Genomic DNA, 19,558 nt, shown 5'->3' with positions numbered 1-19,558 from the left:
CCCACCACCGACCAGGCGGCGTGCCGGGGCCCGCCGACCACCAACCGAGGAGACACCAGTGGAACAACCCGTGGAGCAGAGTGTGAAGATCACCTCGATCCTGGCCAACGTCACCAAGGACGACATCCGCCGCGACCCGTTCCCGCACATCGTCGTCGAGAACGCCCTGCCGGAAGACCTCTACCAGGCGCTGTCGACCACCATGCCCACCGCCGAGCACATCGCGGAGCACATCGGCAAGCCGATCACCTCCAACGAGCGCTACAACTACATGTCGCAGCACATGTTCACCGACGACTCGGTCTCGCAGGTGTGGAAGGACTTCGCCCGCTACCACTGCTCGGCGGAGTTCTACCACCAGGTACTCGACCTGTTCTACCAGGACATCATCGCGGCGAACCCGGACGCGGAGAAGCGCATCGGCGCCTCGCTGCACGAGCTGCGGGTCGGGCGCCGCAATGCCGACACCTTCGAAACCCACGACATCCTGATGGACTGCACCGCGGTGATCAACTCGGCCGTGACCGGCCGCCCGTCGGCCTACCGGGGTCCGCACGTGGACAAGCCCTACAAGCTCTTCGGCGGCCTGTTCTACATGCGCCTGCCCGAGGACGACGCCGATGGCGGCGACCTGCTCCTCTACCGCTACCGCAGCGAGGACCACAAGTTCCACACCAGCCGCTCCGAGTACGGCGACAACCGATTCGACATCGACCCCAGCTTCGTCGAGGAGGTCGCCACCATCCCCTACCGCAGCAACACGCTGCTCATGTTCCCGATCAACCGGCTGGCCCTGCACGGCGTCTCCGTGCGCAGCGTCACCAACCACCAGCGCCGCTTCACCGCCCTCGTCGGTGACCTGCAGCACCACCTGTTCGACCTGGCGCTCTGAGGGGACCGGCATGCAACCGTTCGACCAACGCGAGGGCCACATCTGGCTCGACGGTCGGCTCGTCGACTGGGCCGACGCCAGGCTGCACGTGCTCACCCACGGGCTGCACTATGCCAGCAGCATCTTCGAGGGGGTACGCGTCTACGGCGGCACGCCGTTCATGCTGCGCGAGCACATCTCGCGGCTGGGGGGCTCGGCCCGCATCCTCGACTTCGAACTGCCCCACGACGAGCAGACCCTGTACCAGGCGACGCTGGACGTGGTCGCCAAGGCCGGCATCACCGACGGGTACATCCGGATGAACGCCTGGCGCGGCTCCGAGGTCATCCAGACCGCGGCGCTGAAGACGTCGGTGCACACCTCCGTCGCAGCCTGGGAACTGCCGGCCGGGTACTACGCTGCCGAGGACGCCCTGGAGACCGGCATCTCGCTGTGCACCGGCGAGTACCGCCGCCCCGCACCCGACACCGCACCGGTGAAGAGCAAGGCCGCCGGCAACTACATGATCGGTACGATCAGCAAGAACCGGGCACTGCGCGCCGGCTTCGACGACGCGCTGCTGCTCGACCACGCGGGCTTCATCGCCGAGATCACCGGGGCGCACATCTTCTTCACCCGCGACGGTGTCCTCCACACGCCGACCACCCGGTGCGTCATCGACGGCATCACCCGTGAGTGCGTGCTACACCTGGCCAGGCACGCCGGCATCTCCATCGTCGAGGCCGATCTGGCACCGGAGTTCGTGGCGCAGGCCGACGGTGCGTTCGTCTGCGGTACCGCCTGTGAGATCCTACCGGTGGCCCGAATCGACGGGCAGGGCTACGACCTGTCCGGCAACGCGGTGATCCGGACGCTGATCGACGGCTACCGCGAGATGACGGCCGGGCGCAGCCCGGTCACCGTGCCGAACAGGTGGGGGCGTTAGGCGCATGGGGGCACTGCTCGCATTCGAGAAGCTGGTGCCGGTGGCGCTGGCCTTCGGCTGCGGCGTGTTCTTCGCCCGGCGCCGGATCGGGGGCGCGGACGCGTCCAAGGGGTTCGCCGACTTCGCGTTCCTGTTCGCGGTGCCGTGCTACCTGTTCGTCAACATCTACCGCAGCGACCTGGCGGCGCTGTTCAACTGGCGGGCCATCCTCGGCTACGCATTGACCGCGATGGTGGGCATGGCTGTGGTCGGGCTGGCCACCTGGCTCACCGTGTCCCGCGAGCCGCGCGACATCGCGCTGCGGATCATGGCCGGCATCCAGGTGAACACCGCGTACTTCGCGGTGCCGGTGTTCATCATGCTGTTCGGCGACGCTGCACCGATCTTCCCGGTGCTGCTGTTCCAGGTGTGCGTGCTGACCCTGGTCGTCATCTCGATCATGGAACTGGGCGGGCCACCGGTGGGCCCGGCGCCGGTATCGGCCTCCGTGCCGGTACCGGCGCAGGCGACCACCGCGGATCGAGCGGTCACCGCGGTGGCCGTACCGGATCCGACGGTCGCCGCCCCCGCGCCCGCGCCGCGCCGGGGGGCCGCAGGCAAGCTGCTGCGGGCAGTGTGGGCCTCGCTCAACACCCCGGTGGTACTCGCCTGCAACCTCGGCATCGTCGCCAACCTGATCGGGGTCGGGGTGCCCGCCCCGCTGATGGACGGGTTCGCATTCGTCGGGGACGCCGCCTCCCCGGTGGCGCTGTTCGCCCTCGGGCTGCACCTCGGCGGCACGGGCCTGAGCATCCGAGGGACCACCTGGGAGGAGATCTGGCTGATCGCCGTCAAGTGCGTCGCGTTCCCGCTGGCCATGTGGCTCGCCTGCGGGTACCTGTTCGACGTGCGTGGCGACTGGCTGAAATACCTCGTCCTCATCGCGGCGATGCCGGCGCCGCAGAACCTGTTCATCTTCGCGCAGCGTTACGGGGTCGGCGTGGACATGTCGGCGTCCCTGGTGGTGAAGAGCTCGGTGGCGGCCCTGCTGCTGCTGCCGCTGTGGATCCACTGGGCGCACGTCGTCGGCTGACCGTCTCCGTACCCCTTGAGTCCGGACCGCCCGCACTTCGACGAAGGTCCGTCCACCACCGTCACTTCCAGCGGTAGAGAGGTAGTTCATGACGCAGGTACTGTCACCCACGGGGGTCGTCATCCGCCAGGTCGCCGGAAGGATCGGTGCCGAGATCTCCGGGGTGGACCTGCGGGAGGAGCTCGACGACGCGACGGTCGCCGCCATCTGGCAGGCCGTGCTCACCCACCGGGTGGTCTTCTTCCGCAACCAGGACATCAGTCACGCTCAGCACGTCGCGTTCGGTCGCCGCTTCGGGGCGCTGACCCGCCGTGCGGGCAAGAAGCACGGGGTGCACCCGGAGGGCTTCCCGGAGATCCTGACCGTCGACCCGAAGGCGGACGTCGCCCGGTACGGCAAGAACTTCGAGGAGTACTACCACCGCAAGTGGGTCTCCCCCCTCGCCGGCTGGCACAGCGACCTCACCCAGACGGTGAACCCACCGACCGCCTCCATCCTGCGCGCCGAGAAGACGCCGGAGTTCGGCGGGGACACCCAGTGGACCAACATGGTCGCCGCGTACCAGGGACTGGCCGAGCCGCTGCGCGACCTGGCCGACTCGCTACGAGCCGAGCACGCGTTCTTCACCGGCGTGCAGCTGCTCTACACCGACGAGCGTGACCGCGACATCCTGCGCATGTACTGCGAAGACCCGCAGGCCGCGATCCACCCGGTGGTCCGGGTGCACCCGGAGACCGGGGAGAAGGCGCTGTTCGTCAGCCCCGGCTCCACCACCCGCATCATGGGCTTCACCCAGACCGAGAGCCGGCACCTCCTCGATCTGTTCTTCCAGCACATGACCAGCGCCGAGTACACGGTGCGCTTCCGCTGGCAGCCGGGTGACATCGCGTTCTGGGACAACCGCACCACCTGCCACTTCGCCCCGACCGACTTCGCCCACCTCGACGTCGAGCGGGTCATGCACCGGGTGACCCTCCTCGGCGAGCCGGCGGTCGGCCCCGACGGCAGCACCTCCGAGCTGGCCGGTGGGGAGCCGCTGCAGCCCTGGTAGACCGGTGGGACGCCGCGGTGTGCCGGCCCTGGCGCGGCCCGGGGCCGGCACACCACGGCAACAGGCCGATGTGGTGGGCGTGCGGACGGCTGGCGGAGCATTGTCGCCGGCCCGCCCACCGGCGTGGGCGAGGAGCACACGAACGCCGCCAGGTTGCCGGGTGACCGCCGCACCGGGCCCGGCGCCCGGCCCGTCAGACCGTGGGCAGCCTGGCGGCGATCAACTGGTGGGTCAGCAGTTCCGTGGTCACCAGCAACGACCGGGCCCGGAGCGGGTCGGCGGCGACGAGATCGGCGAAGACCTGCTCCGTCGCGTCGCGCGCCGTGACGCCGTCGGCCAGCGCGGCGGCGAACTCCGCCAACCGCGACACGGGTGCCCGGACGTCGGTTTCGGTGGCGAGTTCCCAGAAGCCGTCGGGCAGGTCCCGGCTGCCGTGCCAGTATCCGGCGACGACCTGGTCCCGGGCATCGTGCAGCGCGGCGGCCGTGCCGGTGGGGGACGGCGGGAGGTCCAGCACCGGCGGTGCGGACAGGTCGACCGCGGTGACGGCGGGTCCGTTGCCGGTGCGGGCCCGGTGGGCGTCTTCGTGGAAGGTAACGTCACGGATCCAGTGCAGCCGGTTCTCGATGTGCCATTCCAGGCGGGCCCATTGCTGCAGGTCAGCAGGCTGGGCGTGGGCGGCGGGCAGTGACGCCACCAGATAGACCGTCTCCCGGGTGCGCTTGCCGGCGATCATGCGGGTACGGGTGATCCGGACGGCCTGCTCGGCGTGGGGAAACGCGATGCCGCCGGGGGTCTGGAGGGTCAACGCCTTGACGGTGCGGGTCTCGGCGGCGCGCTCGTCGACCAACCGCGCGACCTCGGCAAGGCCCTTCGGCCCCAGCGCCGGAGCCCACTCGCGCAGCACCACGTCCGGCCAGCCCGGGCCGTCACACACCAGCTTCACCAGCCACGCCGCCAACCCTGCCGGCCGAGGCGGAGCGGCCCGACACGCCCGGGCGTAGACCTCCATCAGGTACGCCAGGTCGTTGCCGAGCACGCCAGAGGAGCTGTCCATGTACATCAGGGCGCTCGTCATCCGATCGACCGCCTTGCCCAGCGCCGGCACCGCGACCGACGCCTCACCCACGTCGATCAACGGACGGTGGGGCCGGGCCCACGTGCGGGCGGGCCCCGGTGCCCCGGCGGCGCGGCGCGTTCCGGCGGCGTGGTCCGCGCGGGCGGGCGGCCCGCGCGGGGCGCAGTCCGGACGGGTCGGGGGCCGGGTCGGGGGCGGGGGTCAGGCCGGTTCGGTGGCGCGGCGCGGCGCGGCGGTCGCCGGGAGCGCGGCGCGCCCGGCCTGCCGGCGGCTCAGCCGCCCGGTCCGGTGCAGCCAGCGCACCGTGTCGGCCAGGGTCTCGTCCAGTGACCGGCTCGCCGGCCCGAGCAGCTCCTCGGTGGGGGTGCCGTCCATCGGGCGGGCCGTGGCGCACAGGTAGATGGCGCCGTGCTCGGCGGGCAGGTGCACGGGCGAGAGCCGCTGCGCCGCGCTGACCAGGTGGCCCATCGGCAGCAGGGCCGGGGCCGGCAACCGGAGGGTGGGCAGGGCCCGCCCGGTGACCCGGCGCAGCGCCTCGACGAACTCCCGGGTCGTGACGTAGCGGCCGGGGGCCGGGAAGCGGCGGGGGCCGCGCCCCGGTTCGAGGACCGCCGCGTGCAGCCGGGCCACGTCCCGCACGTCGCCGACGGGGAAGCCGCCGGTCGGCCACAGCGGCATCAACCCGCGCAGCACGTTGCGTACCCGGGTCGTCTGGTCGCCCAGGTGCGGATCGTCGGGCCCGAGCGAGGCCAGCGGATAGGTGATGACCACCGGCGCCCCGTCGTCCTGGTGGCGGCGCGCCAGGTGCTCGGCGGCGGCCTTGCTGCTCAGGTACGCCTCGCGGGGCGCGCCCACCGGGGAGTCGACGGTCAGCGGCGACCCCGTGGCCGGCAGCAGCGCGCCGAAGGTGGAGACGTGCACGATCGGGTCGAGGCCCGCCGCCCGCGCCGCCCCGAGCACCACCTCGGTGCCGCGGAGGTTGACCGCCCGCATCCGCGGCCGGTCCCGCGAGTCGAAGCTGTACACGCCGGCGGCGTGCAGCGCGGCGGCGCAGCCGTCGGCGGCCCGGGCCACGTCGGCGGGGTCGGTGACGTCGCCGGTGACCAGCTCCACGCGCCCGGCGTCGGCGCCCAGCGCCGCCAGCACGCGCCGGGCGCGGGCCTGGTCGCGCACGAGCAGCCGGACCCGGTGCCCGGCGTCGAGGACGGCCGCCGTCGAGTGGGAGCCGATGAATCCGGTGCCACCGGTTACCAGGACCAGCATCGCGACTCCCGCGGGTGGGGGACTGGGTCGTCGCCCATCATGGGCGGCGCCGCCGGGCCCTCCTTCTCCCAGGGTGCTCAACCGGCGTCGATGGCGTTGCCTGCGCCCCCGGACTCCCAATACTGGCATTGCCGCAGTCGTGGGAGCCGTCGTCGTGACCGTCCGGCGGGGCGGCGCAGAGCAGGAGGCAGATCATGATCGCTCGTCGGGTGGCCTCGTCGGTGGTCCAGCGCCAGGTCAACTACGTCACGCCGGTGCCGCAGGGGTCCGCAGAGGGCCTGGTGGACGCCGTCTACCGGCAGGTCGCGCAGGAGATGCAACTGGTGGTGCCGCCGGCGCAGCTGCACTCCCCGTCGCCGGAGGTGCTGGCGGCGTACTGGATGGTGATGCGGGAGCCGCTGCTGCCGACGGAGAACGTGGACCGGGCGACCAAGGAGGCGGTGGCCGCCGCGGTGTCCGTGGCGAACATCTGCCCGTACTGCGTGGACATGCACAGCGTCGGGCTCTACGAGCTCTCCACGGAGCACGACGCGGAGGCGATCGTGGCCGACCGGCTCACCGAGATCGCCGACCGGCGCATCCGCGTGGCGGCGGAGTGGGGCCGTACGGCACACCAGCCGCAGACCTCGCGGCCGGTCCTGCCGTTTCCGGAGCGGGACCGCCCGGAGCTGGTCGGCGTGGTGGTGGGTTTCCACTACATCGCCCGCGTGGTCAACGTGTTCCTCTCCAACTTCCTGCTCCCGCCGGGGCTGTCGCCGCGGGCGCGCCGGCGCCTGAAGCGGGGCATCGGCTGGGTGCTGCAGGGGACGCTGCGCGACGCCCGGGAGCCGGGCCGCTCGGTGGAGCTGCTGCCGCCGGCGCCGCTGCCGGCGGAGGCCGCCTGGGCGGCGGGCAGCCCGCACGTGGCCGGGGCGATGGCCCGCGCCTACGCGGCGTTCGAGGCGGCCGGCGAGCGGGCGGTCCCGCCGGCGGTCCGGGAGCTGGTCGCGGAACGCCTCGACGCCTGGCGGGGCGAGGAGACCGGCCTGAGTCGACAGTGGTGCGAGCGGCTGATCGCGCCGCTGCCCGAGGCGGAGCGGGCCGCCGGCCGCCTGGCCCTGCTGACCGTGTTCGCCTCCTACCAGGTCGACGAGGAGGTGGTCACGGAGTTCCGCCGCCACCAGCCGGGCGACGCGGCGCTGGTCGACGCGGTGGCCTGGGCCAGCTTCGCGGCGGCCCGCCGGGTCGGCACCTGGTACGCCCCCGCCGGCTCGCACGAGCCGGTCTGACGGATTCCTGACTTGAACTGCGCAACATTGAAGACGTGACGGCGTGTCGGAGCCGACACGCTGGGTGATGGGCGTGGTGTCTCTCGCGCCCGTGACCCTTCCAAGGAGGAAACGTGACCAGCTACCAGGCGACCCTGCCCGGAGCGTCCGGGCGTTGGGCGACACTCAACGGCGCGCACCATCGGGCGGCCCTGAACGCCTTTCTCGTGATCGTGCTGGCGCACTGGGCCGAGCACCTGGTGCAGGCGTACCAGATCTGGGGCCTGGGCTGGTCGCGGCCCGAGGCCCGCGGGGTGCTCGGCATGCCCTTCCCGTGGCTGGTCAGCTCGGAGTGGCTGCACTACGGCTACGCCATCGTGATGCTCGTCGGGCTGTGGATGCTGCGTCCCGGCTTCGTCGGGCGCAGCCGGAGCTGGTGGACCGCCGCCCTGGCGATCCAGTTCTGGCACCACATCGAGCACCTGCTGCTGCTGTTGCAGGCGCAGACCGGCCGGCACCTGTTCGACAGCCCCGTGCCCACCAGCCTGCTCCAGGTCGTGATCCCCCGCGTCGAGCTGCACCTGTTCTACAACACGGTCGTCTTCGTGCCGATGGTGATCGCGATGTACCTGCACCTGCGGCCCTCCCCGGCGGAGGCGGAGCTGATGTCGTGCAGCTGCCGGCAGCCCGAGGTCGCGGCCCAGCCGTCATGACCACCGTGGACGGCACCCGTCCGCCGGCACCGTCCACGTCCGTCGGGGCGGTGCAGCGGGCGGCCATCGCCGTCGCGGTCGGCATCGTGCTGTCGATCGTGGCGCTGCTGGCCTTCGGCACTCCGGCCGAGAGCCGGAGGTTCATGCTGAACCCGGGCGACGGGTCGGTCGTCGGCGTCGCGCCCGCCGAGGTGACGCTCACGCTCGGCGGCGCCGAGTCGGCCGAGAACGTGCACCTGGCCGTCACCGGACCGACCGGGGCGGTCGCCTCGATCGGGAAGGCGGCCGTCCGCGACGGCCGCCTGGCCGTGCGGGTACGCGACGCCGGGCCGGGCGCCTACCGCGTGGCCTACCGGGCCCTGTTGCCCGACGGCCGGCAGGTCGCCGGCCTGGCCGGCTTCACGGTTACCCCCGGCGCCGTCCCGGCCGGGCCCGTCGCCGCGCCGATCGGGGACGAGGCCGCGAACGCCGGCCACGACCACGCCCGGATCGACGGCATCAACGGCGTGCTCCTCCTGCTCGACCTGGGCCTCGTCGCGGTGGCCCTGCTGCTGATGTTCCTCCGTCCGCAGCGGGGAAGGGGGCCCGTCACCGGCCCGTGACCCGCCCACCGGGCGGCCCCGCCCGTGGCGGCGGATGAGCGCACAGCAGAAGACGCGGCCCCGGCCGACGCGGCGTGACGATGAAGTCACCCGCCGGCCGGGGCCGGCGTCGTCGTAACGACAGGGGGATCTGCCATGCCGACGGTACTGGGCTCCATGCGTCGACTGCTGATGGCGCCGACGCTCGCGGAGGTGACCTTCGCGCGTCGGGGCTTCCCCGGCCCCGCCACGGAGGTCACCCGCCGGCTGGAGGCGGTTCCGCAGTCCGTCGTCTGCGGATTCGAGTGGGGCATCGACACCCGCGACCCGTGGGAGCTGGAGCGCCGGCTCGCGCTCGTCGACCGGGAACTGCTCGGCTTCGCCTACGAGGGCGCCACGATGGCCTGCACCATCCTCGACGTGATGGGGCCCCGGCGCGGCACCCGCACCCGGGACCTGCTGCGGGGCCCCGGCGCGCCGCACCTCTTCCTCGCCTACATCGGCATCGGGTTCGCGATGGCCCGCCTGCCGCGACCCCTCTGGCGGCACGTCGTGCCGGACCTCACCGGCTCCCCGTACCACCCGACGATGACCTGGCTGGCCGTGGACGGCTACGGGTTCGACCGCGCCTACTTCGACCTCGACCGGTGGGTGACCCGGCAGGAGCGGCTGGCGGCGTACCCGTGGCAGGGCCACGGGGACTACTTCCTCCGGGCCACGGACCAGGGCCTCGGCCGCGCGCTGTGGTTCATCCACGGCGCCCGCACCGCCGACGTGGCCGGGGCCGTGCGGGCCTTCGCCGCCGACCGGCACGGCGACCTGTGGAGCGGGGTGGGGCTCGCCGCCACCTTCGCCGGCGGCGCCGACGCCGAGGCGCTCACCGCGCTGCGCGCCGACGCCGGCCCGTGCGCGCCGGACCTGGCCCAGGGAGCGGTCTTCGCCGCCAAGGCCCGCAGCCACGCCGGGCACGTGCCGGCGCACAGCGAGGCGGCGATGCACGCGCTCGGCGGTCGGTCCGTGGCCGCCGCCGCGGCGCTCGCCGACGACGTGGCGGTCCGCGCGGAGCCGGCCGGGCCGCTGCCCGCGTACGAGGTGTGGCGGCGCAACGTCCGCGCGCACTTCGAGCCGGCCGGCGTCAACCACGGCCGCTGAGAACCGCCCGCGTCGCCCCCGGACGGTCGCCGTGCCGTCGCGTGCCGGCGGTGCACGTGAATGTTCCGCCTAGTTGCGACGAGTGCGCAAGGTTGAAGAAATCAATCCTTCCCGCGCTTGCCATCATCGAATTGGATGTCCATCCCCGGTAAACGGAAACACCGACCCTTTGGGGGAACGTGCCATGCAGAGCCTGCGTGATCTGCGGCGCAGAATCCTGACGCCAAATATCTCCGAGACGAAAATGGACGTGCGCGGATTCCACGTGAAGAACGAGGAATCGAAGGCGCTGCTCGAAACCGTCGGCGCCTCATTCCTCGCCGGTTACGGATACGCCGCCGAGGCGCCGACGACCGAGGCGGCCGAACGCCGCCTGGAAACGGTGCCGACGCGTTTTCGTGGTTTCGCGTACGAGGGCGCCGCGATGGGCTTCGCCGTCCGGGACGCGCTGCGGCCGGGCCGCCCCCGGCACGTGGCGGGCCTGCTCGCCGGCCGGGGCGACGCGCACGTCTACATGGCGTACGTCGGCGTGGGCTGGGCGATGGCCCGGCTGCCCCGGATCCGCTGGGGCCAGCTGTACGCCCCGGACCCGCTGCTGCGGTGGCTGGTCCTCGACGGCTACGGCTTCCACCAGGCGTACTTCCACACCGACCGGTACGTGTACGGGCAGTACCGCCACCCGCGGTTCCCGTGGCCGGCCGAGGGCCCGCGCGAGTACGCCGACCGGGTCATCGACCAGGGCATCGGGCGGGCCACCTGGTTCGTGGGCGGCACCGACGTGGACCGGGTGACGGAGATCTTCGCCGCGTTCCCCGCGCACCGGCGGGCCGACCTGTACGCCGGGGCGGGCCTCGCCGCCACGTACGCCGGGGGAGCCACCGAGGCGGACCTGCACCGGTTCCGCGACCGGGCCGGCGACTACCGGGTGGACCTCGCCCAGGGCAGCGCCTTCGCGGCCGGGGCCCGGGTACGCGCCGGCCTGGTCGTCCCGCACAACGAGGTCGCCACGCAGGTGTTCTGCGGCATGTCCACCGCCGAGGCGTCGAAGGTGACCGACGTGACCCTGCCCAGCGGGCAGGACGGCGGCACGCCCGCCTACGAGCGGTGGCGCCAGGCCATCGCCGCCGAGTTCGAGGGGCGGTGCTGACCGTGGCGCCCCACCCCGCGGCCCGTTCCGCGCCCCGGCGGTCCACCACCGCACGCAACGAAGGAGAGACCTCGTGACAAGGATCGCTGTCGTGGGGATGGCGTGCCGCTACCCGGACGCCACGTCGCCCCGTGAACTGTGGGAGAACGCCCTCGCCGGGCGGCGGGCCTTCCGCCGGCTGCCCGAGGTGCGGATGAGTCTTGACGACTACTGGGATCCGGACCCGGCCACGCCCGACCGCTTCTACGCCCGCAACGCGGCGGTCATCGAGGGCTACGAGTTCGACCGCATCGCCTACAAGATCGCCGGGAGCACCTACCGCTCGACCGACCTCACCCACTGGCTCGCCCTCGACATGGCGGCCATGGCGCTGGCCGACGCCGGGTTCCCGATGGGGGAGGGCCTGCCCCGCGAGCGGACCGGCGTGGTCGTCGGCAACACGCTGACCGGCGAGTTCTCCCGGGCCAACCAGCTGCGGCTGCGCTGGCCCTACGTGCGCCGCATGGTCGCCGCCGCGCTCAAGGAGCAGGACTGGGACGACGACCAGCTCACCACGTTCCTCGACGACTTCGAGGCGACCTTCAAGGGCCCGTTCCCGGAGGTCGACGAGGACACCCTCGCGGGCGGCCTGTCGAACACCATCGCCGGGCGCATCTGCAACCACTTCGACTTCAAGGGCGGCGGCTACACCGTCGACGGCGCCTGCTCCTCGTCGCTGCTCTCCGTCGCCACCGCGTGCAAGACCCTCTCCGACGGCGAGGTCGACGTGGCGGTCGCCGGCGGGGTCGACCTCTCCATCGACCCCTTCGAGATCATCGGCTTCGCCAAGACCGGCGCGCTGGCGCGCGGCGAGATGCGGGTCTACGACCGCGGCTCGAACGGCTTCTGGCCCGGCGAGGGCTGCGGCATGGTGGTCCTGATGCGCGAGGCCGAGGCCCGCCAGGCGGGGCACCGCATCTACGCCACCATCGCGGGCTGGGGCATCTCCTCCGACGGCAAGGGCGGCATCACCCGGCCCGAGGTCGCCGGCTACCAGCTCGCCCTGCGCCGGGCGTACGACCGGGCCGGGTTCGGCATCGAGACCGTCGGGCTCTTCGAGGGCCACGGCACCGGCACGCAGGTGGGTGACGCCACCGAACTCCAGGCCCTGTCCCTGGCCCGGCGCACCGCCGACGAGAACGCCTCCCAGGCCGCGATCAGCTCGATCAAGGGCATGATCGGGCACACCAAGGCGGCGGCCGGCATCGCCGGCCTGATCAAGGCCGCGATGGCGGTCCACCACGAGGTGCTGCCGCCCACCATCGGCTGCGTCGACCCGCACGAGATCCTCACCGCCGAGCAGTCCGCGCTGCGGGCCCTGCGCAAGGCCGAGGCGTGGCCGCGCGACGTGCCGGTGCGCGCCGGCATCACGGCGATGGGCTTCGGCGGCATCAACACCCACATCGTGCTGGAGAACGGGCAGCCGCGTCGCTCGGCCCGGCTCGACAGCCGCTTCCGCAACCTCGCCGCCTCGATGCAGGACGTGGAGCTGCTGCTCGTCGACGGGGGCAGCCCGCAGGAGTTGCGCGAGCGGTTGCAGCGTCTCGTCGAGTTCGTGCCCACGGTGTCGTACGCCCAGCTGGGCGACCTCGCCGCCACCCTGCACCGGGAACTGCGCGACCTGCCGTACCGGGCGGGCGTGGTGGTCTCCTCGCCGGAGGACGGCGAGCGGCAGCTGCGCCGGGTCTGCGACGCCCTCGACGCCGGCGAGGTACGCCTGTTCTCCTCCGACGGCCGCTGCTTCCTGGGCCACGTGAGCGGCCCGGGCCGCATCGGCTTCCTCTTCCCCGGGCAGGGGTCCGGCAAGGGCACCTCGGGTGGCGCGCTGCGCCGCCGCTTCGCCGACGTGGAGGAGGTGTACCAGCGGGCGGCGCTGCCGAGCAGCGGCGACATGGTCGCCACCGCGGTGGCCCAGCCGCGGATCGTCACCGGCTCGCTCGCCGGCCTGCGGGCGCTGTCGCTGCTCAACCTCGACGCGACGGTCGCCGTCGGGCACAGCCTCGGCGAGATCGCCGCCCTGCACTGGGCCGGCGTGCTCGACGAGGAGGCCCTGCTCCGGGTCGCCGGCGTGCGCGGCCGGACGATGGGGGAGCACAGCGCCTCCGGCACGATGGCCAACATCGGCGCCCCGCCCGAGCGGGTGGCCGGGCTGATCGCCGGCCTGTCCGTGGTGATCGCCGCGTACAACGGGCCGGAGCAGACCGTGATCGCCGGCTCGGAGGCCGCGGTGGAGGACGCCTGCGAGCGGGCCCGCTCCGCCGGCCTGCGGACCATGCGGCTGTCCGTGTCGCACGCGTTCCACTCCCCGCTGGTCGAGCCGGCCGCGGACGCCTTCCTCGACGCGCTGGCGGGGGAGCGGTTCGGATCCGTCACCCGGCGGATCGTCTCCACCGTCACCGGCGAACCGCTCGCCCACGACACTGACGTCTCCGCCCTCCTGCACCGCCAGATCACCGACCCGGTGCTGTTCAGCCAGGCCGTGGCCCTCGCCGCCAAGGAGGTCGACCTCTTCGTCGAGGTGGGCCCGGGGCAGGTGCTCTCCGGCCTCGCGGCGGCCAGCACCGACCTGCCGGCGGTGGCGCTCAACACCGACGACGAGTCGCTGGCGGGCCTGCTGCGGGTCGCGGCGGCCGCGTACGTCGTCGGCGCCGGCGGCGTGGAGGGCACCCTCTTCCACGACCGGCTGGTCCGGCCGCTCGAGGTGGGCCAGAACTTCCGCTTCTTCGCCAGCCCCTGCGAGTCCGCCCCGGTGGTGAGCCTGCCGCCTGGCACCGGCGTCCGGACGGCCGGTCCGTCCCGGGTGGACGAGGCCTCGCCGGCACCGGAGCAGCCGGCCGGCGAGTCGAGCCTGCAACTGCTGCGCCGGCTGGCCGCCGAGCGGGCCGAGCTGCCGCTGGAGATGGTGCACGACGGCAGCCAGCTCCTCGACGACCTCCACCTCAGCTCGATCACCGTCGGCCAGCTGGTCAACCAGGCCGCCCAGCAGCTCGGCGTGCCGGCCGCGCAGACCCCCACCAACTTCGCGACGGCCACCGTCGGGCAGCTCGCCGAGGCCCTGGAGCAGCTCGCCCGGACCGGTCGGGACACCGACGCAGCCGGCCCGAGCATCGTGCACGGCGTCGCCGACTGGTGCCGGGCCTGGTCGGTGGACCTCGACGAGGCGCCGGCCCCGGTCGCCGCCCGGGCCGAGGCCGACGGAGCCTGGCAGCTGTTCGCCCCCGCCGGCCACCCGCTCGCCGAGCCGCTGCGCGCGGCCCTGCAGACCGCCGGCCTCGGCGCGGGCGTGCTGGTGTGCCTACCGGAACCGTGTGCGGAGGCCGATCTCGAACTGGCCCTGCGCGGCGCGCAGGCGGCGACCGCCGCCCCCGGCACCCGCTTCGTCCTCGTCCAGCAGGGACCGGGCGCGGCCGGGCTGGCCAAGACGCTACGGCTGGAGGCGCCGCAGCTGCGCACCACCATCGTGCACACCCCGCCGGTGCCGGAGGCCGTGGCCCGGGTGACGGCGGAGGTCGCCGCCACCGACGGGTTCGCCGAGGTCCGCTACGACGCCGCCGGGCGGCGCCGGGTGCCGACCCTGCGCGGGCTGCCGGTGCGGCCCGCCGAGACGCGGCAGCCGCTGGGCGCCGAGGACCTGCTGCTGGTCACCGGCGGCGGCAAGGGCATCACCGCGGAGTGCGCCCTGGCGATGGCCGTCGACAGCGGCGCCGGCCTCGCCGTGCTGGGCCGCTCCGATCCCGCCCAGGACGACGAGCTGGCCGCGAACCTCAAGCGGATGGCGGACGCCGGCGTACGGGTGCGCTACGCCCGGGCCGACGTCTCCGACCCGGAGCAGGTGCGCCAGGCCGTCGACGGGCTCGTCGCCGAGCTGGGACCGGTCACGGCGGTGCTGCACGGCGCGGGCCGCAACGAGCCGGCGGCGTTGACCGGACTCACCATGGACGCGTTCCGCCGCACGTTCGCGCCGAAGGTCGACGGCCTGCGCGCCGTGCTCGACGCGGTCGACGCCGACCGGCTGCGCCTGCTGGTGACGTTCGGCAGCATCATCGGCCGGGCGGGCCTGCGCGGCGAGGCGCACTACGCCACGGCCAACGACTGGCTGGCCGAGCTGACCGTCGACTTCGGCCGGCGCCACCCGAACTGCCGCAGCCTCTGCCTGGAGTGGTCGGTCTGGTCCGGCGTCGGCATGGGTGAGCGGCTGTCCGTGGTCGAGGCGCTGACCCGCGACGGCATCACCCCGGTCACCCCCGACCAGGGCGTGCAGATGCTCCGGCGCCTGCTCGCCGACCCGCACGCACCGTCGGTGGTGGTGGTCAGCGGGCGTACGGAGGGCATCGACACGGTCCGGATGGACAGTCCGGAGCTGCCGCTGCTGCGGTTCGTGGACCGCCCGCTCGTGCGCTACCACGGCGTCGAGCTGGTCGCCGAGGCCGAGCTCAAGCCGGTCACCGACCTCTACCTGGACCACCACCGGCTGGACGGCAACCTGCTGTTCCCGGCGGTGTTCGGCATGGAGGCGATGGCCCAGGTCGCCGCCGCGGTGACCGGACGGACCGACACACCGGTGGTCGAGCGGGCCGAGTTCCTGCGGCCCATCGTGGTGCCGCCGGAGGGCAGCACCACCATCCGGATCGCCACCCTCGTGGTCGACGACGACGTCGTGGACGCGGTCATCTACAGCGCGGAGACGGAGTTCAGCGCGGCGCACTTCCGGGCGCGGCTGCACTTCACCGGCACGCGACCGCCGGCGGGCCCGCCCGAGCAGGTGCCCGCCGGGCTGCCGACGGTGCCGCTGGAGCCCGCCACCGACCTGTACGGCGACATCCTGTTCCAGGGTGGACGGTTCCAGCGGCTGCGCCGCTACCACCGGTCGGCCGCCCGGCACGTCGACGCCGACGTCGTCACGGCTCCGCAGACACGCTGGTTCGCCGACTACCTGCCGGACGCCCTGCTCCTCGGCGACCCCGGCGTGCGGGACGCCCTCATGCACGGCAACCAGGTCTGCGTTCCCGACGCGACGCTGCTGCCGGCCGGGATCGAGCGGCTGCACCCGGCGGGGACCCGCCTGACCGGGGCGGAGGAGCTCCGCTACTGCGCCGAGGAGCGCAGCCGCGACGGTGACACCTACGTCTACGACATCGCGCTGCGCTCCGCCGACGGTGCGGTCGTGGAGCGGTGGGAGGGCCTGCGGCTGCGGGCGGTACGCAAGAAGGACGGCCGTGGCCCGTGGGTGGCGCCGTTGCTCGGCTCGTACCTGGAGCGGGCGGTCGGCGACCTGGTCGGCGGCGACGTCGCCGTCGCGGTGGAGCCGACCTCGACGGAGCAGGGCGGGCGCGGCGAGCCGTCCGGGCAGGGCACGCCGGACGAGACCCGTCGGCGGCGGGCCCGGACCGCGGTGGCCGCCGGCCGGGCCACGGGCGGGCCGGTCGAGGTCGCGTACCGGCCGGACGGCCGCCCCGAGCTGGCCGACGGGCGGTCCCTCTCCGCCGCGCACGCCGAGGACCTGACGCTGTGCGTGGTCGGGACCGGGCCGCTGGCCTGCGACGTCGAGGCGGTACGCGCCCGGGAGGAGTCGGTCTGGCAGGGCCTGCTCGGCGCGCACGTCGACCTCGCCCGGCTCTGCGCCACCGACGGCGGGGAGTCCCTGGACGCGGCGGCCACGCGGGTGTGGGCGGCGATCGAGTGCCTGCGCAAGGCGGGGCTCTCGCACCGGGCGCCGCTGGCCGCGGTGCCCTCGGAGCGGGCCGGCTGGCTGGTCTTCGCCTCCGGCGACCTGCGGATCGCCACGCTCGTCACGACCGTGCGGGACCTGCCCCAGCCGATGGCGTTCGCGATCCTCACGGAAGGACGGCCCTAGGCGATGGACAAGTACTTCGAGTACCTGCACACGGTGGGCTTCGAGGAGACCAACCTCGTCGGCAACGTGTACTACGTCAACTATCTGCGCTGGCAGGGGCGCTGCCGGGAGATGTTCCTGAAGGAACGGGCACCGGACGTGCTGGCGGACGTACGCGACGACCTGAAGCTGTTCACCCTCCGGGTCGACTGCGAGTTCTTCGCCGAGATCACCGCGTTCGACGAGCTGTCCATCCGGATGCGCCTGGTGGAGCTGGCGCAGACCCAGCTGGAGTTCAGCTTCGACTACGTCAAGCTCGACCGGGACGGCGGCGAGACGCTGGTGGCCCGGGGCCGGCAGCGCATCGCCTGCATGCGCGGCCCGAACACCCGCACCGCGCCGGCGAGGGTGCCGGAGGCACTGGTGACGGCGCTCGCGCCGTACACCTCGGCGCGGCGCACCTGACGGCGCGAGGAGGAGACGTCGTGGACGTACAGCGAACACTCACCGTCGGGACGCCCGACGTGACGGCACTGCGGCGGGCGTACGGCGCGTTCGCGACCGGCGTCACGGTGGTGACCGTCGGCGGTGCCACCCCGCACGGGATGACCGCCAACTCGTTCACCTCGGTGTCGCTCGACCCGCCGTTGGTGCTGGTGTGCGTCGACCGGAACGCGGTGATGCACGCCTGTCTCTCCGAGACCCGGGAGTTCGGGGTCTCGGTGCTGACCGACGATCAGGAGAAGGTGGCCCGGTACTTCGCCGACGGGCGGCGACCGCTCGGCGGCGAGCAGTTCGACCAGGTGGACTGGCGGCCCGGCGCGACGACGGGAGCGCCGCTGATCAGCGGCGCCCTCGCCCACTTCGAGTGCGAGGTGTGGCGTTCCTACGACGGCGGTGACCACACCATCTTCCTCGGCCGGCTGCTCTCCCTGGAGCGCCGGTCGGACGGGGAGGCCCTGCTCTTCCTCTCCGGACGGTTCCGTCAGGTCGAGCGCGAGCGGAGTGAGGCGGCATGACGACGATCGAGGGAGCGGCCCGGCGCACGCCGCCGGGCCCGCCCCGCTCCGCCGGCCTGCAGATGCTGGTCCTGATGGGCCGGGACCGGCTGCGCATGATGACCCTGGCCGCGGAGCGGTACGGCGACGCCGCCCGGCTTCCGGTCGGCCCCAAGCAGCTCTACTTCTTCAACCACCCCGACCACGCCAAGCACGTGCTGTCCGACAACAGCGCCAACTACCAGAAGGGCATCGGCCTGGTGCACGCCCGCCGGGCGCTCGGTGACGGCCTGCTCACCAGCGAGGGTGAGCTGTGGCGCAAGCAGCGCAAGGTGATCCAGCCGGCGTTCCAGAAGGGACGGCTCGCCCAGTACGCGGGGGTGATCGGCGAGGAGGCCGCGCTGCTGGTCGAGCGGCTGGCGGCGCGGGCCGGCGGCCCTCCGGTGGACGTGCTGGAGGAGATGACCACGCTCACCCTCGGGGTGCTCGGGCGGACCCTGCTCGACGCCGAGCTGAGCGGCTTCCACGGCGTCGGCGGGTCGTTCGCCGCCGTGCAGGACCAGGCGATGTTCGAGCTGGAGACGCTCAGCGCGGTGCCGCCGTGGATCCCGCTGCCCCGGCAGTTGCGCTTCCGGCGCGCCCGCCGCCACCTCCAGCAGGTCGTCGACGAACTCGTCGCCGGCCGGGGCCGGGACGTGGACGGTCGCGACGACGTGCTCTCCCGCCTGATCATCTCGACCCGGCTGGAGAAGGACCCGCGGGTGGCCCGGCAGCGGCTGCGCGACGAGCTGGTCACGCTGCTGCTGGCCGGGCACGAGACGACCGCCAGCACGCTGGGCTGGAGCCTGCACCTGCTCGACCGGCATCCGGAGATCCGGCAGCGGGTCCGCGAGGAGGCCGTGACGGTGCTGGGCGACCGGCTGCCCGGGTACGAGGACCTGCACCGGCTGCGCTTCACGGCGATGGTGGTGGAGGAGGCCATCCGGCTCTATCCGCCGGTCTGGCTCCTGCCCCGCAAGGCCCAGCAGGCCGACGAGATCGGCGGGTACCACGTGCCGGCGGGGGCGGACATCCTCATCTCCCCGTACACCCTGCACCGGCATCCCCGGTTCTGGGACGAGCCGGACCGGTTCGACCCGGACCGCTTCGACCCGTCGCGCAGCACGGAGCGCCCCCGGTACGCGTACATCCCGTTCGGCGCCGGCCCACGGTTCTGCGTGGGCAACAACCTGGGCATGATGGAGGCCACCCTCGTCCTGGCCATGCTGCTGCGCGACGTGCGCCTGGCGGGGGTGCCGGGCCGTCCGGTGGTGCCCGAGCCGATGCTGTCGCTGCGGGTGCGCGGCGGGCTGCCGATGACGGTGCACAAGGTCGACTGATCCCCGCGCAGCGGTCCCGCGGGCGCCACGGCGTCCGCGGGACCGCTGCGTGTCCGCCCGGGCGTCCGCACCGCCCCGGGCGGGGGGCCGCGCCGCCCCCGGGTGTCGCGAGCGCCGGCCTGTCGCCGGGGGCGGCCGCCTCCGGGGGGGGTCCCGGACCGGGGCGTGGCAAGGGGGGGGGGCGGCTA

At 73.5% G+C, this 19,558-nt stretch carries 15 protein-coding genes; 13 read left to right on the top strand and 2 right to left on the bottom strand.

The genetic code is table 11. From position 1 onward, the window contains the following. Positions 1 to 58 precede the first annotated feature (58 nt). The 4 genes from ACGFNF_RS25275 to ACGFNF_RS25260 all read left to right on the top strand — a co-directional run bounded on the left by ACGFNF_RS25275 (position 59) and on the right by ACGFNF_RS25260 (position 3,940). On the top strand, positions 59 to 892 hold the full coding sequence (locus ACGFNF_RS25275; protein ID WP_357580432.1) for a hypothetical protein: 834 nt from the start codon (positions 59 to 61) through the stop codon (positions 890 to 892). Between the two features lie 10 nt (positions 893 to 902). After that, positions 903 to 1,817 carry a branched-chain-amino-acid transaminase gene (gene ilvE / locus ACGFNF_RS25270; RefSeq protein ID WP_357580431.1) on the top strand — a complete coding sequence of 305 codons (915 nt, stop codon included), beginning with the start codon at positions 903 to 905 and terminating at the stop codon, positions 1,815 to 1,817. Positions 1,818 to 1,821: 4 nt separating this feature from the next. Continuing rightward, positions 1,822 to 2,889, top strand: coding sequence for an AEC family transporter (locus tag ACGFNF_RS25265; RefSeq protein WP_357580430.1), 1,068 nt, complete (start codon positions 1,822 to 1,824; stop codon positions 2,887 to 2,889). Between the two features lie 88 nt (positions 2,890 to 2,977). Continuing rightward, positions 2,978 to 3,940 carry a TauD/TfdA family dioxygenase gene (locus ACGFNF_RS25260; protein WP_357580429.1) on the top strand — a complete coding sequence of 321 codons (963 nt, stop codon included), beginning with the start codon at positions 2,978 to 2,980 and terminating at the stop codon, positions 3,938 to 3,940. A gap of 193 nt (positions 3,941 to 4,133) precedes the next feature. On the opposite strand, the gene ACGFNF_RS25255 is transcribed toward ACGFNF_RS25260, so the two are convergent. Both ACGFNF_RS25255 and ACGFNF_RS25250 read right to left on the bottom strand, forming a co-directional pair. Then, positions 4,134 to 5,069: a hypothetical protein gene (locus tag ACGFNF_RS25255; RefSeq protein ID WP_357580707.1), complete on the bottom strand. Its 936-nt coding sequence runs from the start codon at positions 5,067 to 5,069 to the stop codon at positions 4,134 to 4,136. 150 nt (positions 5,070 to 5,219) lie between these two features. Next, complete coding sequence (locus tag ACGFNF_RS25250; RefSeq protein WP_357580706.1) at positions 5,220 to 6,281, bottom strand: SDR family NAD(P)-dependent oxidoreductase; 1,062 nt, start codon at positions 6,279 to 6,281, stop codon at positions 5,220 to 5,222. 194 nt (positions 6,282 to 6,475) lie between these two features. On the opposite strand from ACGFNF_RS25250, the gene ACGFNF_RS25245 reads away from it, so the two are divergent. The 9 genes from ACGFNF_RS25245 (at position 6,476) to ACGFNF_RS25205 (ending at position 19,370) form a co-directional block, all read left to right on the top strand. Beyond that, complete coding sequence (locus ACGFNF_RS25245) at positions 6,476 to 7,549, top strand: carboxymuconolactone decarboxylase family protein (protein WP_357580705.1); 1,074 nt, start codon at positions 6,476 to 6,478, stop codon at positions 7,547 to 7,549. A 113-nt stretch (positions 7,550 to 7,662) separates the two neighbouring features. Beyond that, positions 7,663 to 8,241, top strand: coding sequence for a hypothetical protein (locus ACGFNF_RS25240; protein WP_225852009.1), 579 nt, complete (start codon positions 7,663 to 7,665; stop codon positions 8,239 to 8,241). Continuing rightward, positions 8,238 to 8,843 carry a copper resistance protein CopC gene (locus ACGFNF_RS25235; RefSeq protein ID WP_357580704.1) on the top strand — a complete coding sequence of 202 codons (606 nt, stop codon included), beginning with the start codon at positions 8,238 to 8,240 and terminating at the stop codon, positions 8,841 to 8,843. The genes ACGFNF_RS25240 and ACGFNF_RS25235 overlap by 4 nt, the downstream gene beginning before the upstream one ends. Positions 8,844 to 8,978: 135 nt before the next feature. After that, positions 8,979 to 9,974 (top strand): DUF1702 family protein, encoded by a 996-nt coding sequence (locus tag ACGFNF_RS25230; protein WP_357580703.1) that lies wholly within the window; start codon positions 8,979 to 8,981, stop codon positions 9,972 to 9,974. Positions 9,975 to 10,158: 184 nt separating this feature from the next. Continuing rightward, entirely contained in the window at positions 10,159 to 11,121 is a 963-nt protein-coding gene (locus ACGFNF_RS25225; RefSeq protein ID WP_151453272.1) for a DUF1702 family protein, read from the top strand. A 73-nt stretch (positions 11,122 to 11,194) separates the two neighbouring features. Then, positions 11,195 to 17,014 (top strand): type I polyketide synthase, encoded by a 5,820-nt coding sequence (locus tag ACGFNF_RS25220; protein WP_357580702.1) that lies wholly within the window; start codon positions 11,195 to 11,197, stop codon positions 17,012 to 17,014. Between the two features lie 3 nt (positions 17,015 to 17,017). Then, a complete protein-coding gene (locus ACGFNF_RS25215; protein WP_132238187.1) occupies positions 17,018 to 17,458 on the top strand; it encodes a thioesterase family protein in 441 nt (146 codons plus the stop codon). Positions 17,459 to 17,478: 20 nt separating this feature from the next. Next, a complete protein-coding gene (locus ACGFNF_RS25210) occupies positions 17,479 to 18,012 on the top strand; it encodes a flavin reductase family protein (RefSeq protein WP_151453270.1) in 534 nt (177 codons plus the stop codon). Further along, positions 18,009 to 19,370, top strand: coding sequence for a cytochrome P450 (locus ACGFNF_RS25205; protein WP_357580701.1), 1,362 nt, complete (start codon positions 18,009 to 18,011; stop codon positions 19,368 to 19,370). Before ACGFNF_RS25210 ends, ACGFNF_RS25205 begins: the two co-directional genes overlap by 4 nt. Positions 19,371 to 19,558: the final 188 nt, after the last annotated feature.

It is taken from the genome of Micromonospora sp. NPDC048868 (assembly GCF_043198195.1).
GTDB lineage: Bacteria > Actinomycetota > Actinomycetes > Mycobacteriales > Micromonosporaceae > Micromonospora > Micromonospora reichwaldensis.
Note: the sequence above shows the minus strand (reverse complement) of the source record. Positions and strands in the feature narration are given on the sequence as shown.